At 70.7% G+C, this 15,240-nt stretch carries 13 protein-coding genes; 10 read left to right on the top strand and 3 right to left on the bottom strand.

All coding sequences use genetic code 11. The annotated features are described in order from the left end of the window. Positions 1-35 precede the first annotated feature (35 nt). The 4 genes from ispG (at position 36) to AC4D2E_RS15420 (ending at position 4,816) form a co-directional block, all read left to right on the top strand. On the top strand, positions 36-1,202 hold the full coding sequence (gene ispG / locus AC4D2E_RS15405; RefSeq protein WP_247828630.1) for a flavodoxin-dependent (E)-4-hydroxy-3-methylbut-2-enyl-diphosphate synthase: 1,167 nt from the start codon (positions 36-38) through the stop codon (positions 1,200-1,202). Between the two features lie 37 nt (positions 1,203-1,239). Beyond that, positions 1,240-2,058, top strand: a complete 819-nt coding sequence (locus AC4D2E_RS15410; RefSeq protein ID WP_490953170.1) for a GNAT family N-acetyltransferase — start codon at positions 1,240-1,242, stop codon at positions 2,056-2,058. Positions 2,059-2,198: 140 nt separating this feature from the next. Next, positions 2,199-3,998 carry a proline--tRNA ligase gene (locus tag AC4D2E_RS15415; RefSeq protein WP_490953171.1) on the top strand — a complete coding sequence of 600 codons (1,800 nt, stop codon included), beginning with the start codon at positions 2,199-2,201 and terminating at the stop codon, positions 3,996-3,998. Positions 3,999-4,000: 2 nt separating this feature from the next. Then, positions 4,001-4,816, top strand: coding sequence for a sulfite exporter TauE/SafE family protein (locus AC4D2E_RS15420; protein ID WP_490953172.1), 816 nt, complete (start codon positions 4,001-4,003; stop codon positions 4,814-4,816). A gap of 16 nt (positions 4,817-4,832) precedes the next feature. On the opposite strand, the gene AC4D2E_RS15425 is transcribed toward AC4D2E_RS15420, so the two are convergent. Together AC4D2E_RS15425 and AC4D2E_RS15430 are read right to left on the bottom strand one after the other, a co-directional pair. Further along, positions 4,833-5,885, bottom strand: coding sequence for an aminoglycoside phosphotransferase family protein (locus AC4D2E_RS15425; protein ID WP_490953173.1), 1,053 nt, complete (start codon positions 5,883-5,885; stop codon positions 4,833-4,835). Next, positions 5,878-7,224 carry a DUF4439 domain-containing protein gene (locus tag AC4D2E_RS15430; protein WP_490953174.1) on the bottom strand — a complete coding sequence of 449 codons (1,347 nt, stop codon included), beginning with the start codon at positions 7,222-7,224 and terminating at the stop codon, positions 5,878-5,880. The genes AC4D2E_RS15425 and AC4D2E_RS15430 overlap by 8 nt, the downstream gene beginning before the upstream one ends. A gap of 87 nt (positions 7,225-7,311) precedes the next feature. Here AC4D2E_RS15430 and rimP point away from each other — a divergent pair, with 87 nt between their 5' ends. From rimP to rbfA, 5 genes are all read left to right on the top strand, one after another. Next, positions 7,312-7,938, top strand: a complete 627-nt coding sequence (gene rimP, locus AC4D2E_RS15435; protein ID WP_490953234.1) for a ribosome maturation factor RimP — start codon at positions 7,312-7,314, stop codon at positions 7,936-7,938. Positions 7,939-7,948: 10 nt separating this feature from the next. Then, complete coding sequence (gene nusA, locus AC4D2E_RS15440; protein ID WP_104168275.1) at positions 7,949-8,938, top strand: transcription termination factor NusA; 990 nt, start codon at positions 7,949-7,951, stop codon at positions 8,936-8,938. Between the two features lie 168 nt (positions 8,939-9,106). Then, positions 9,107-9,406 (top strand): YlxR family protein, encoded by a 300-nt coding sequence (locus tag AC4D2E_RS15445; protein ID WP_490953175.1) that lies wholly within the window; start codon positions 9,107-9,109, stop codon positions 9,404-9,406. 110 nt (positions 9,407-9,516) lie between these two features. After that, complete coding sequence (infB, locus tag AC4D2E_RS15450) at positions 9,517-12,480, top strand: translation initiation factor IF-2 (protein WP_490953176.1); 2,964 nt, start codon at positions 9,517-9,519, stop codon at positions 12,478-12,480. 107 nt (positions 12,481-12,587) lie between these two features. Then, positions 12,588-13,025, top strand: a complete 438-nt coding sequence (gene rbfA / locus AC4D2E_RS15455; RefSeq protein ID WP_104168272.1) for a 30S ribosome-binding factor RbfA — start codon at positions 12,588-12,590, stop codon at positions 13,023-13,025. Between the two features lie 78 nt (positions 13,026-13,103). On the opposite strand, the gene AC4D2E_RS15460 is transcribed toward rbfA, so the two are convergent. Next, positions 13,104-14,282, bottom strand: a complete 1,179-nt coding sequence (locus AC4D2E_RS15460; protein ID WP_490953177.1) for a pyridoxal phosphate-dependent aminotransferase — start codon at positions 14,280-14,282, stop codon at positions 13,104-13,106. A 55-nt stretch (positions 14,283-14,337) separates the two neighbouring features. On the opposite strand from AC4D2E_RS15460, the gene truB reads away from it, so the two are divergent. Then, complete coding sequence (gene truB / locus AC4D2E_RS15465; RefSeq protein WP_490953178.1) at positions 14,338-15,240, top strand: tRNA pseudouridine(55) synthase TruB; 903 nt, start codon at positions 14,338-14,340, stop codon at positions 15,238-15,240.

Below are 15,240 nucleotides of genomic sequence, written 5' to 3' on the forward strand. Positions count from 1 at the left end.
CACGTGCGGCCAGGGCCGCCAGCATGGAGGATGTTTTGACCTCGGTCAACCTAGGAATGCCAGCAGCACCGCCGCCCGTCCTCGCTCCCCGGCGCAAGACCCGCCAGATCAAGGTCGGCTCGGTGGGCGTGGGATCCGATTCCCCGATCAGCATCCAGTCGATGACGACGACGCCGACCACCGACATCAACGCGACGCTCCAGCAGATCGCCGAACTGACGGCCACCGGCTGCGACATCGTCCGGGTCGCCTGCCCCTCGGCGGACGACGCCGCGGCGCTGCCGATCATCGCGAAGAAGTCGCAGATCCCGGTGATCGCGGACATCCACTTCCAGCCGAAGTACGTGTTCGCCGCGATCGACGCCGGCTGCGCGGCCGTCCGCGTCAACCCGGGCAACATCCGCAAGTTCGACGACCAGGTCAAGCAGATCGCCGACGCCGCGAAGGCCGCCGGGACCTCGATCCGCATCGGCGTGAACGCCGGGTCGCTCGATCCGCGCCTCATGGAGAAGTACGGGAAGGCCACCCCGGAAGCGCTCGTCGAATCCGCCGTCTGGGAGGCGTCCCTGTTCGAGGAGCACGACTTCCACGACTTCAAGATCTCCGTGAAGCACAACGACCCCGTGATCATGGTCCGGGCCTACGAGCTCCTGGCCGAGCGCGGCGACTGGCCCCTGCACCTCGGCGTGACCGAGGCCGGGCCCGCCTTCCAGGGCACCATCAAGTCCGCCACCGCGTTCGGCGCGCTCCTGTCCAAGGGCATCGGCGACACCATCCGCGTGTCCCTCTCCGCGCCGCCGGTCGAGGAGATCAAGGTGGGCAACCAGATCCTGCAGTCCCTCAACCTGCGCCCCCGCAAGCTCGAGATCGTGTCATGCCCCTCGTGCGGCCGGGCGCAGGTCGACGTCTACACCCTCGCCGAGGAAGTGACCGCCGGCCTCGAAGGCATGGAGGTCCCGCTGCGCGTGGCCGTGATGGGCTGTGTCGTCAACGGACCCGGTGAAGCCCGCGAGGCCGATCTCGGTGTCGCCTCCGGTAACGGCAAGGGACAGATCTTCGTCCGGGGCGAGGTCATCAAGACCGTGCCCGAGGACCAGATCGTAGAGACGCTGATCGAGGAAGCCATGCGGCTCGCGGAGGAGATGGGGGAGGCTGATGGCGAAACTGCTGGCCAGGGTGGCCCCATGGTTACCGTTAGCTAGGCCCCAGCCAGACCCGGAAGGGCCGTGGTCCTTCCGGGTGCTCGGCGAGGCGGACACCCCGGACCTCTGGACCCTCGTCAACGCGGATCCCGTGGCCAACGTCTTCGTCGCCTCGCACCTCGAAGTCACAGGCAGCGCCGCGCCGTCGTTCGCCGGCGGCGAGGTCATCGGTATGTTCCGCCACCACGAGCTCCGCGCCGCCTGCTGGGCCGGCGTCAACCTCGTCCCGGTGGGCGTGACGGACGAGACCGGTGCCATCTTCGGTGACCACCTCGGCCGGTCGGGGCGCACCTTCTCCTCGATCTTCGGCCTGTCCGAGGGTGTCATGGACCTGTGGTCCACCCTCGAGGACTACAGCGCCGAGCCGTTCGACGTCCGGCCCACCCAGCCCCTCATGGCCATCGACACGGACCCCCTCATCAGCCCCGCTCCCGATCTGCGCTTCACGCGCCCTGATGAGCTCGACCGCCTCCTGCCCGCCTGCGCCGCGATGTTCGAGGAGGAAGTGGGCTACTCGCCGTTCATCGGAGGGTCCGACCACTACCGCCGGCGGGTCGCCTCGCTGATCGGCCGCCGGCATTCGCTCGCGGCGTTCGACGACGACGGCACCGTGATCTTCAAGGCCGAGCTCGGCACCGTGTCCTCGCAGGCGGTCCAGGTGCAGGGAGTCTGGGTGAACCCCGATCACCGGGGCAGGGGACTCAGCGCCGCCTACATGGCCGGCGTCGTCGTCGCCGCCCGCTCCCTGGCACCCACCGTGAGCCTCTACGTGAACTCCTACAACGCGCGCGCCATCGCGGCGTACAAGCGCGTGGGATTCGAGCAGGTGGACACCTTCGCGACGATCCTCTTCTGAGGGCGGGTCCTCCGCGCAGGTGACGGCGGCGGGGCAGGCGGACCGGCTAGATTGGTACCTGTTGTTTCCCGCCGGACGGCGGGGGAGTGAATGGCAGTGCTCGATTCAGCAGTGCTCGATGAATACGAACGGACACCCGCGTGGTCTTACGACTCTCCACCCTTTTCCTGCGCACCCTGCGTGAAGATCCAGCCGACGCCGAAGTCGCCAGCCACCGCCTGCTGGTCCGGGCCGGCTACATCCGGCGCGCTGCCCCGGGCATCTACAGCTGGCTGCCCCTGGGCCTGAAGGTCCTCGCACGCGTGGAGGGCATCATCCGTGAGGAGATGGAGGCCATGGGCGCCCAGGAGGTCCACTTCCCGGCGCTGCTGCCCAAGGAGCCCTACGAGGCGACGAACCGCTGGACGGAGTACGGCGAGGGCCTGTTCCGGCTCCAGGACCGCAAGGGCGCGGACTACCTCCTGGCGCCGACGCACGAGGAGATGTTCACGCTGCTCGTGAAGGACCTGTACAGCTCGTACAAGGACCTGCCGCTGAACCTGTTCCAGATCCAGACCAAGTACCGCGACGAGGCACGCCCACGGGCCGGGCTCCTCCGGGGCCGCGAGTTCATCATGAAGGACTCCTACTCCTTCGACATCGACGACGAGGGCCTCGAGGCCAGCTACCACCTGCACCGGGCGGCCTACCTGCGCATCTTCGAGCGGCTGGGCCTCGAGGTGATCCCCGTGACGGCGACCGCCGGAGCGATGGGCGGATCGAAGAGCGAGGAGTTCCTGCACCCGACGCCCATCGGCGAGGACACCTTCGTCCGCTCCGCGGGAGGCTACACCGCGAACGTGGAGGCCGTCACGACCGTGGTCCCGGACGCCGTCGACTACTCCGACGCTCCTGCGGCCGAGGTGCGGGACACCCCGGACACGCCGACCATCGACACGCTGGTGGCCGGCGCCAACACCATGGCCCCCCGCGGGGACCGTCCCTGGACGGCCGCCGACACCCTGAAGAACGTCGTGCTCGCCGCCGTCCTTCCCACCGGGGAGCGCGAGATCGTCGTCGTCGGCGTGCCCGGCGACCGCACCGTGGACCTCAAGCGCATCGAGGCGAACATCGCGGGCCACCTGGAGACCGGCGGGGAGGTGGCCGTCGAGGCCGCCACCGACGAGGACCTCAGGAAGCACCCGGGCCTCGTGAAGGGCTACATCGGCCCGGGCCTGACGCCGGACGCCGCCGTCCTCGGTGCCGGGTCCACCACGGGCCTGCGGTACCTCGTGGACCCCCGCGTGGTCAGCGGCACCCCGTGGATCACCGGCGCCAACGAGCACGGGAAGCACGTGTTCGGCCTGGTCGCCGGCCGCGACTTCACCTGGGACGGCGTCGTCGAGGCCGTCGAGGTGCGCGAGGGCGACGAGGCACCCGACGGCTCCGGGCCCCTGGTCGCGGCCCGCGGCATCGAGATGGGCCACATCTTCCAGCTCGGGCGGAAGTACGCCGACGCGCTGGGCCTGAAGGTCCTCGACCGCAACGGCAAGCTCGCCACGGTCACCATGGGCTCCTACGGCGTCGGCGTGACACGCGCCCTCGCCGCCCTCGCCGAAGCGAACCATGACGACCGCGGCATCATCTGGCCCCGCAACGTCGCGCCCGCTGACGTGCATATCCTCGCCACGGGCAAGGGGTCCGAGGTGTTCGAGGCGGCCGAGAAGCTCGCGGCCGAGCTCGAGTCCTCCGGCCTGACCGTGCTGTACGACGACCGTCCCAAGGTTTCCCCGGGGGTGAAGTTCGGCGACGCCGAGCTCATCGGCGTGCCCACCATCGTGGTCGTCGGGCGCGGGCTCGCCGACGGCGTGCTCGAGGTCAAGGACCGGCGCACGGGCGAGGCGCAGAACGTGGCCGTCGACGAGGCCGCCGCGCTGCTGCGCGAACTCACCGCGCACTGACCTTGGGGGGTTCGGGACTCGAGGAGCTGCACCTCGCCACGATCCTGCTGGTGCTCGTCGCCGGGTTCGCCGCCGGCTGGGTGGACGCCGTCGTCGGCGGGGGCGGCCTGCTGCAGCTGCCGGCGCTGCTCCTCGTGCCCGGCATCGCGCCCGTGGAGGCCCTGGCCACCAACAAGATGGGGTCCATCTTCGGGACGACGACGAGCGCCGTCACCTACTACCGGCGCGCCCACCCGGACCTGCGGACGGCGCTGCCGATGGCGGGGGTCGCGCTGCTCGGCAGCTTCGGCGGGGCCGTCCTCGCGTCGTCGCTGCCCTCGTCGGTCTTCAAGCCGATCATCGTGGTGGCGCTCATCGGCGTCGCGGTGTTCACCGCCCTGAAGCCCTCCGTCGGGACGCTCACCAGGCTGCGGTACGAGGGCGCCCGGCACTACGGGACGGCGTGCGCCATCGGCCTCGTCATCGGCTTCTACGACGGGCTGATCGGCCCCGGCACCGGGTCCTTCCTGATCATCGCGATGGTCACGCTGCTGGGCTACAACTTCCTCGGTGCCAGCGCCAAGGCCAAGATCGTGAACATGGCGACCAACTTCGGAGCCCTTCTGTTCTTCCTGCCCAACGGGTCCCTCCTGTGGGGCCTCGGGCTGCTGCTCGGCGTCGCCAACATGGCCGGCGGCTACACCGGGTCCCGCATGGCGATCAGCCAGGGCAGCCGGTTCATCAGGATCGTGTTCCTCCTGGTCGTCGGTGCCTTGATCGTCAAGCTCGGCTACGACGTCTGGGTCGAGAACCTCCGCCCGCTGGTCGCCGGAGGCTGACGCCCGGCCGGGCCCGTCAGAGGGACGGCAGCGCTCCGACGGGCGGCAGTCCGTCCAGCGTCCGGCCGAGCACAGAGCTCGCCACCCACAGCGACCGGTCGGCGTCGCCTTCGTGTCCGTGCGCCAGGTAGGACAGGGCGTTGCGGACCTCGCGGACCACGGTCCACCCCCGGGCCAGCTCGGCATCGAGGCCCGCGGCCGCCGCCAGCGCCCGGCAGTGCGCCTGCAGGTGGCCGGCGGGGTCGGCAGGATCGAGTTCGGTGAGCCTGTTCCACAGCATGGGGGCCACCGCGTACTCCGCGTCACCCAGCACGGGCTTCGGATCGATCGCGACGAAGTCCCCGAGGCGGTCCGGCGAGGACGGCAGGAGATTGTCGTAGTGCAGGTCCGAGTGCACGAGGACGTCGCGCTCCGACCGCCGGCCGAGGACTCCGCGCGACTGGCAGACCTCCAGCGCGGCCTCCATGAGCCAGCGGGGGAACGGCTCGCCGAGGTCGTCCCACTGCGCGGGCAGCGTGTCCGTCCACTGCTCGGCCTCCGACGCCAGGTGGGGGAAGACCGCCCAGGACGCACCGACGTCGGGCCGGACGCACAGCTGCCGCAGCACCGCCCCCCACGGCGCGGGGGTCTCGTCGAGCGGCACGTCCCGCAGCGAGTGGTCCCCGTCGAGGCGCTGCAGCAGCAGCGCGTAGTCGGGGCGCGACGACGCCAGCAGGCGGACCGCGCCCGTCCCGTCCCACAGCGTCAGCGCATCGGGCTCGGGCAGGGCCTCGTCGTGGGGGATGCTCAGTTTGAGCACGGCGTCGGGCGCACCACCGGTGCGTTGCAGCACCGGCACGACGACGGCGCACCGGCCCGCCCAGGCGGCCTGTCCCGGACGGAGGTCGAGGTCCAGGTTCCAGGCGTCGAGTCTCTCCGCGAGGAGACCGTGCCACGTGCGCGTCCATCGGGCACCGCCCTCGATCGTCCTCGCGGAGTGGACCAGGGCCGGCGGGAGGTCCGGGAGGTCCGCGAGCCGGCCGGCGGCCGACGACCGCCCGCTCGTCCCGGCCCCGGCGTCGCTACCCACCGGGCTGCTCCGTCGCCCGCGCGGGGACCTTCTCGGGAGTCTGCGCGGGGGCGGCGTCCGGTGCCGGAGCGCTGCCGGCCAGGCCGGGGAGGGTTTCCAGCGGCGCGCCGGCGTCGAGGCTGCGCTGGGCGGCAGCGCTGAACGAGGTGACGGCCCAGGCCCGGGCTTCCGGACCGACCGTCGCGATGAGGCCCGCGTACAGCTCGGTGTGGTCCTGCTCGATCGCCTGCATCGCGGCGACGGGATCGTCGCGGAAGTCCGGCCCGATCGCATAGCCGGCCGGCGTCGGGCCCGTGGGCACGCACAGGGCGGCGAGGCGGTCGGCCGCGGCATCCGCTGCCTCCCGGTGGGTGGACGCCGCGTCCAGGGCCCGCGCGGGCTCCGGGATCAGTGCTGCAGCGACCTCGTACGCGTACCGCGCCTGATCCTCCGCGGTCCTGGCATTGAGGAGGGCCTGGCGGTCGGCGTCGGGGCCGAGCGGGGTCCCGGCGCACTCGGCGGGAGCCGTGGAAACAGGAGCCGTGGGAACAGGAGCGGTGGGAACAGGAGCGGTGGGAACAGGAGCCGTGGGGACGGCGGACCCGGTGGGTGCGGCGCCGGCCTGTCCTACCGGTGCGGCCAGGGCCGCGAACGGGCCGGTGCCGGCGGTGAGGTCGACGGGGGACAGCGAGCCGGCCGCGGGCAGTCCGGGGTCCATCCCCAGGGTGTGGCCGAGCTGCAGGGCGTGCCGCCATTGGTTCACGCCGGCGGCCGCGAGCACGCGGCCGGGACCGGGGTCGGCGAGGGCTGCATCCCGGAGGCTCCGGAGTGCGCTGTCGCGCAGGGCCGTCAGCACGGCGGGCGCATCGGCAGGCGCGGCGTCGGCCGAGCCATCGGTGCCCGCTGCCGGGGCCGTCGCGGGACCCGGGCGGTCCGACTGACCGTCCGGATGCGGGGTGGCGTGGGGCGAGGACCCGTCCTCCGTCGTCGGACCGGAGGAGCGCGGGAGGGCGACGGCGTCCGCCTGCTCGTCGAGGTCGACGGCGACCGCGGCCAGTTCCGCCGTGGTCTCCGGGGGCAGTCCGGGGTCCGCAGCCGCCCTGCGCGCCCGGTCGGCGGCGGCACGGTAGCGGTACTCGGCGTCGAGCTGCGCCTGTTCGGGGACGGAGTGGACGCGCTCCTGCGGCTCCGGGGACCGGACGCCCAGCCCGACGCCGACCACGAGGAGCATCACGGCGAAGAGACCGACGAGGCCCAGGGAGCGCCGCGCCAGGCGTCCGGCGCGGGATCCGCGGCGTCCTCCGCCGCCCTGCTGCCTGTCCGTCTCCGCCCGCTTCATCACAGTTCCCGATGATGTCATGGCGCTCCCCGTTTCGGCCGCCGATACCGCCGGTGCCGCGGAATGTCGGTACTCTTGGAGCACAACATCATCGAGTGGGAGGCAGCCATGGCGGTCCGGTCCGGGAACGAAAATCATGCCTCGACCAGCAGGTCGGCCTCAGAGGTCGAACTGCAGGCCGAAGCGCAGCGCCTCAGGACCAGACTGAAGCCGGTGGTCGACCAGCACAACCTGTACCTGGAGGACGTCGAGGTCAAGGTCGCAGGGTCCCATCGCACGGTCCACGTCGTCGTGGACCTGCCCGAGGAGAGCACGGGGAGCGTCGGTTTCGATGTGATCTCCGCCATCTCCACGGACCTCTCCACGGCGATGGACAGCCTGGAGGACGACGATCGTCCGTACAACCTCGAAGTGTCGTCCCCCGGGGTCTCCCGTCCCCTCACCGAACCGCGGCACTGGCGCCGCAACGTGGGGCGCATGGTCGAGGTGAAGCCCGTGACCGGCGACGTGATCCTCGGCCGCCTGCAGGAGGTGTCCGACACCGGGATCCGGCTGACCCCGCAACTGCCGGTCAAGAAGGGCATGAAGCCCAAGCAGGGCGAGCCGCTCGCCCTCGAGTTTTCCAAGATCCGCAAGGGGACCGTGCAGGTCGAATTCGCGCATCTCGAGGATGAACACCACGATGACAGCGATGGGGCCGATCCGGAGATCTCCGGCGCCGTGCACCACGCGTAAGGAGACCCACATGGATATTGATATGAGCGCGCTGAGACTCCTCGAGCACGAGCGCGAGATCCCCCTCGACAAGCTGGTTCCCACGATCGAGCAGGCACTGCTCATCGCGTACCACCGCTCGCCCGGCTCCCACGAGACCGCCCGCGCCGAGCTCGACCGCCGGACCGGGCACGTCACCATCTGGGCGACGGAGAAGGACGAGGACGGCGCCCCCGTCGGCGAATTCGACGACACGCCCACCGGCTTCGGACGCATCGCGGCGAGCACCGCACGCCAGGTCATCCTCCAGCGCCTGCGGGACGCCGAGGACGACAACATCCTCGGGGAATTCCGCGGCAAGGAAGGCGAACTCGTCGCCGGGATGATCCAGCAGGGCACCAACCCGCACATGATCCAGGTCAACCTCGGCTCGGTGGAGGCGGTCCTGCCTCCGCCGGAGCAGGTACCGGGGGAGAAGTACCTGCACGGCACCCGGTTGCGCGCGTTCGTGGTCGACGTGCACCGCGGCATGAAGGGACCCTCCATCACCCTGTCACGCTCGCACCCCGGCCTCGTGCGCAAGCTCTTCGAGCTGGAGGTGCCCGAGATCGCCGACAGGACGGTCGAGATCGTCGCCCTCGCCCGCGAAGCCGGGCACCGCACCAAGATCGCGGTGAAGGCGAACATCCCGGGCGTCAACGCCAAGGGGGCCTGCATCGGCGAGATGGGCAGCCGCGTCCGTGCGGTCATGAACGAGCTGAACGACGAGAAGATCGACATCGTGGACTACAACGACGACGCCGCCGCCTTCATCGCGAGTTCACTCTCGCCGTCGCGCGTGACCTCCGTGACGATCACCGACGAAGCCACCCGCTCGGCGCGCGTCGTCGTCCCGGACTACCAGCTCTCCCTGGCGATCGGCAAGGAAGGCCAGAACGCCCGCCTCGCCGCCAAGCTCACGGGCTGGCGGATCGACATCGTGTCCGACGCCGCGCAGCAGGCCGCGTCGGCGAAGGCCTAGGCCGGCGGGTCGGGCAGCGGCATCGGAAGGGGTAGAATGGAAGGGACTGCTGCCCAGTCGCGCCCGGAAGTGGCTGTACGCCGCAACGATTCCGGGCACCGACCGATGGACGCACATCCGATACGCACCTGCGTGGGATGCCGCCGGCGGGACCGCCAGTCACACGTGATGCGGGTTGTTGCACGACCGATCGACGGCCAGATTACTGCCGTCATCGATGAGCGGCGCCGGCTATCCGGACGGGGTGCTTGGCTGCACCCCGACCCGGCATGCATGGAAACAGCGGTCAAGCGGAAAGCCTTCAACAGGGCCTTCCGCGGGCCGGTGGACACTGCCCAGTTCGCAGCGTCCTTCCACGCATACCTGGAGCGTCGAGACGGACGCCCCGTACCCACCGTCCTCCCTGAAAGCGGGTCAGTACCCTCATGGAAACCCGATGAGCACCCAGCGATGAGTGCGCAACGATGATCAATCCGTTGCGCTCGGCATTCGATCTGCCAGACGCGCTTGCGACTGGGATCAGCAGTAGGAAATAGACGGTTCGTGCCTGACTCGGTGCGGACCGAGACAGGAGAAATGTGGCCAAGGTCCGCGTACACGAGCTCGCGAAAGAGCTCGGTATAACCTCGAAGGACGCAGTTGCAAAACTGCAGGAACTGGGCGAATTCGTCCGTTCCGCGTCATCCACCATCGAAGCCCCCGTCGTGAAGAAGCTTCGCGGCGCCTTCCCGAATGCCGGCGCCTCCCAGGCCGCGGCAGCCCCCGCACCGACGCGACCCTCGGCGCCTTCGCCGGGTCCGAAGCCCGGTGCCGCGCAGGCGGCTCCCGAGACGCCCGCACCGGCTGAGCCCGCAGCACCGCCCGCCCCGGCCCCGGCCGCGCCGGCTGCACCCCAGGCGTCGCCGTTCTCCAACGGCTCCGTTCCCGCTCCGGCAGCACCGGAAGCCCCGGCTCCGGCCGCACCGAGCACCCCTGCACCGGCAGCGCAGGACGCACCCGCGTCGGCGCAGCAGACCCCCCGGGCCGAGGACTCGAGCGAGGGCACCCGTCCCGCGCCCCGTCCGGCAACCCCTCCCGCCGCACCGTCGGCGGGGACGACGCGCCCGTCGGGTGCCCGTCCCGGCGGCGCACCCCGTCCCGGCAACAACCCGTTCGCGCCCTCGCAGGGCATGGGCTCGCGCCGCGGCGACACCGATCGTGGTGCCGAGCGCGGGTCGGATCGTCCCCCGCGTCCGGGCAACAACCCGTTCGCCCCGTCGCAGGGCATGCCCCGCCCCGGTCGTCGTGACGATGCACAGCAGCGTCCCGCCGCCGGCGCCGGTGGACCCCGTCCGGCAGCCGGTGCGGGTGGACCCCGTCCGGCCGCCGGTGCCGGTGGACCGCGTCCCGGCGCTCCGCGTCCGGGTGCACCCCGACCCGCAGGAGCCCCGGGCTCGCGTCCCACTCCCGGCATGATGCCGAACCGCACCGAGCGTCCCGCCGCCCCCGGCCGTGGAGCCCCCGGTGCCGGAGCCGGTCCGCGCCGCGGACCCGGTGGAGCACCCAACAGCCCGAGTGGGGCACCCGCCGGCGGCGGCTTCGGCAAGGGCGGCCGCGGACGCGGCGGCACGGCCGGCGCCTTCGGCAAGGGTGGCGCCGGTCGCGGCAAGCAGCGCAAGTCGAAGCGTGCCAAGCGGCAGGAACTGGAGCAGATGTCGGCTCCTTCGCTGGGTGGCGTGAGCGTACCCCGTGGAGACGGCAACACCATCGTCCGCCTGCGCCGCGGTTCGTCCATCACGGACTTCGCCGACAAGATCGAGGCGAACCCCGCCGCACTGGTCACCGTGCTGTTCCACCTCGGTGAGATGGCGACGGCGACGCAGTCCCTCGACGAGGACACCTTCCAGGTGCTCGGCACCGAGCTGGGCTACCTGATCCAGGTCGTCTCGCCCGAGGACGAGGAGCGCGAGCTCCTCAGCAGCTTCGACATTAACTTCGATGCGGAGCTGGAAGCCGAGGGCGACGAGCAGCTCGAGGCACGTCCGCCGGTCGTCACGGTCATGGGCCACGTCGACCACGGTAAGACGCGACTGCTCGACGCCGTCCGCAACACCAAGGTCGTCGAGGGCGAGCACGGTGGCATCACCCAGCACATCGGTGCCTACCAGATCCAGCACGTCCACGAGGACGCGACCCGCGCCATCACCTTCATCGACACCCCCGGCCACGAGGCGTTCACCGCCATGCGTGCCCGTGGTGCGAAGGTCACGGACATCGCGGTGCTCGTCGTCGCGGCCGACGACGGCGTCATGCCGCAGACGGTCGAGGCGCTGAACCACGCACAGGCGGCCAACGTGCCGATCGTCGTGGCCGTGAACAAGATGGACAAGGAAGGCGCGAACCCGGACAAGGTGAAGGGCCAACTCACCGAGTACGGCCTCGTTCCCGAGGAGTACGGCGGCGACACCATGTTCGTGCACGTCTCGGCGCTGCAGGGCATGGGTATCGACGAACTCCTCGAGGCCGTCCTGCTCACCGCCGACGCCGCGCTGGACATGCGGGCCAACCCGAACAAGGACGCCCGCGGTATCGCGATCGAGGCGAACCTGGACAAGGGCCGCGGTGCGGTTGCCACCGTCCTCGTCCAGTCCGGAACGCTGCACGTCGGTGACACCATCGTCGCCGGCACGGCCCACGGCCGTGTGCGGGCGATGTTCGACGAGAACGGCGACGTCGTCACGACGGCGGGACCCTCGCGTCCGGTCCAGGTCCTGGGCCTGTCCAACGTGCCCCGTGCAGGTGACACGTTCTTCGTCACCGACGACGAGCGCACCGGCCGCCAGATCGCCGAGAAGCGTGAAGCGGCGGACCGGAACGCGGCCCTCGCGAAGCGCCGCAAGCGCATCAGCCTCGAGGACTTCGACCAGGCGGTCGCCGAGGGCAAGGTCGACACCCTCAACCTCATCCTCAAGGGTGACGTGTCGGGTGCCGTCGAGGCCCTGGAGGACTCGCTGCTCAAGATCGACGTAGGAGAAGGCGTGCAGCTGCGCGTCATCCACCGTGGCGTCGGTGCCATCACGCAGAACGACGTCAACCTGGCCACTGTCGACAACGCGATCATCATCGGCTTCAACGTGAAGCCGGCGGAGCGCGTGGCGGACCTCGCCGAGCGTGAAGGCGTCGACATGCGCTTCTACTCGGTCATCTACGCCGCGATCGACGACATCGAGCTGGCCCTCAAGGGCATGCTCAAGCCGGAGTACGAGGAGGTGCAGCTCGGTACCGCAGAGGTCCGCGAGGTGTTCCGCTCCTCGAAGTTCGGCAACATCGCCGGTTCGATCGTCCGTTCGGGCATCATCCGACGCAACACCAGGGCCCGTGTCCTGCGCGACGGCAAGGTCATCGGAGACAACCTCTCCGTGGATTCGCTCAAGCGCTTCAAGGACGACGCCACGGAGGTCCGTACGGACTTCGAGTGCGGTATCGGCCTCGGTTCGTTCAACGATGTCAAGGAAGGCGACACCATCGAGACCTTCGAGATGCGGGAGAAGCCCCGCGCCTAGCAGGTAGGCAGGTCGGGCGCCCTGGTCCTCCAGGGCGCCCGACCCGTCGGACCGCCGGAACCCCTCGCGGATTCCTCTTCAGACCAGCTTCAGTAGGAGTAACAGCAATGGCAGATCCGGCCCGCGCCGCGCGGCTCGCGCAGCGCATCAAAGTCATCGTCGCCGAGGCGCTGCGGCGCCGCGTGAAGGACCCCCGGCTGGAAGCCGTGACCATCACGGACTCCCGCGTCACGAACGACCTCCAGCACGCGACCCTGTACTACACCGTGCTCGGCGACGCGGAGGAGCAGCAGGCCACGCGGATGGCGCTCGAGTCCGCCCGCGGCGTCCTCCGGTCCGAGGTCGGCAAGAACATCACGGCGCGCCTCACGCCGACCCTCGAGTTCGTCCCCGACGAGGTGCCGGTCAACGCCAGCCACCTCGAGGAACTCCTGCAGAAGGCGCGCGAGCGCGACGCCGAAGTGGCGGCGATCGCGCAGGGCGCCAACTTCGCGGGTGACGCCGATCCGTACCGCACGTCGGAGGACGACGAGGCAGCGCGCTAGTCCCTGACCCGTCCGGGATGACGACGCACAAGGCAGCCGACCCCACGGGGCGGCTGCCTTTCGCGTCCTCGGAGCCGGTCAGGTCCGCGGCGGGGAGGGGAGCCGGGAGAGTCCTTCCACGAGCTCCTCCGTCCGGCCGCAGAGGGCGATCCTCACCCATCCCTCGCCGCGGGCGCCGAAGGCCGTGCCGGGGGCGAACGCCACCCCGTGGTCCGCGAGGAACGAGCGCGTCCAGGCACGGACGTCGCCGCCGGTCGCGTGCGAGAGGTCGGCCCACAGGTAGAAGGCGCCGCGGGCGTCCAGATAGCCGATGCCCAGACCGTCGAGGACCGCGGTTGCCGCGTCCCGGTTGGCACGGTAGTGCCGCAGCGCCGTGGACACGTAGTCCTGGGGCCCGGTGAGGGCGGCCACGGCGGCATACTGCGACGCCGCGGAGACGCAGGACACCGTGGCCTCCATGATGTTGCTGAGCAGCGGCTCCATGCCCGGCGGAGTGACGAGCGCCCCGATCCGCAGGCCCGTGAGGCCGTAGGTCTTGGACAGCGTCAGCGACGTGATGACGCGTGGCTCTCGGGCCTCCGGTACCGCCTCCGGCCCGCCGGCGTCGAAGCGTGCCGGGCTGACGTGGGGGACGTCGTAGGTGAAGGCCTCGTAGCATTCGTCGGACACGACCCACAGATCCTGTTCGTGCGCGAACCGCACGAGCTCGCGCGTGAGTTCGTGGTCGAACACCGAGCCCAGCGGATTCGAGGGGGAATTCAGCAGGAGGACCTTCGTCCGTCCGGTGACGAGTCCCCGCAGGTCCTCGATCCGCGGCTGGAAATCGTGCTCGGGCACCAGGGGGTAGGGCACCGGCACGCCGCCGAGCAGGCCGACGGTCATGGTGAACGTGGGATACCCCGGATCCGGGAGGAGCACCTCGTCCCCTGCCCCGATCAGCGTGCTCAGCGCCAGGTGCAGTCCCTGCTGCGCGCCGGCGACGACGAAGACGCGCGACGGATCGTCGTCGACCCCCGACGATCGCGCGAACCGTCCGGCGAAGGCAGCCCTGGCCGGCGCGATCCCGGCGTTGGGGGTGTAGTTGGTGTCGTCCCTGTCCAGCGCGGCCATCCCCGCCTCGAGGACGTGCCGTGCCACCGGGAAGGCCGGCTCGCCGATGCTGAGCACGATGGCGTCGGGTGTGGCCCAGGCCGCCTGCGTGATCTCGCGGATCTGGTTGACCGGGACGTTCACCACGTGGGCTGGAGGGGAGGGCATACGGAGGATGCTATCGCGCACAGGGGGTCCCGATACGGACCATATACTGGGAGGCGTGAATGCCGGGCAGGTCCACTCAGGGCTGATTATCGTGGACAAGCCGCAGGGCTGGACCAGTCATGACGTCGTCGGGCGCCTGCGCCGACTCGCCGGGACGCGGAAGGTCGGCCATGCCGGCACCCTCGATCCGATGGCCACCGGGGTCCTCGTCGTCGGGATCAACCGCGCCACCCGGCTCCTGACCTTCATCGTGGGCACCACCAAGACGTATACCGCCACCATCCGGCTGGGACAGTCCACCCTCACCGACGACGCCGAGGGCGAGGTCACCGGCGGGAGTATCGCCGCAGCGGTGACGGAGGAGGAGATCCGCACCGCCGTCGCCGCGCTCACGGGCGAGATCCAGCAGGTCCCGAGCAGCGTGAGCGCCATCAAGGTCAAGGGCGAGCGATCGTACGCACGGGTCCGCTCCGGCGAGCAGGTCGACCTCCCCGCGCGTCCGGTGACCATCCACCGCTTCGACATCCACGCGATCCGCCGCGTGAGCAACGGCCGCCTCCAGGACGTCGACGTCACCGTCGAGTGCAGCTCCGGGACCTACATCCGTGCCCTCGCCCGGGACCTGGGTGCGGCGCTCGGGGTGGGCGGCCACCTCACGGCCCTCCGACGGACCCAGGTGGGCCCGTACACCATCGGGCAGGCACGCACCCTGGAGCAGCTGGCCGAGGAGCTGGAAGTCCTCCCGCTCGACGACGCCGGGCGGGCCCTGTTCCCGGTCAGGGAACTCTCGGACACCGAGACCGCCGACGTGTCCCACGGCCGGAAGGTGGCTCCGAACACGGACCCGGACGAACCGGTCGCTGCTTTCGCGCCGGACGGCACGCTCGTTGCGTTGCTCGAGAACCGCGGGGGAGCGGCCCGGACCGTCCTGGTCTTCGCTCCGGGCGGCAAGGAGTAG

It is taken from the genome of Arthrobacter sp. TJ-265, assembly GCF_058269135.1.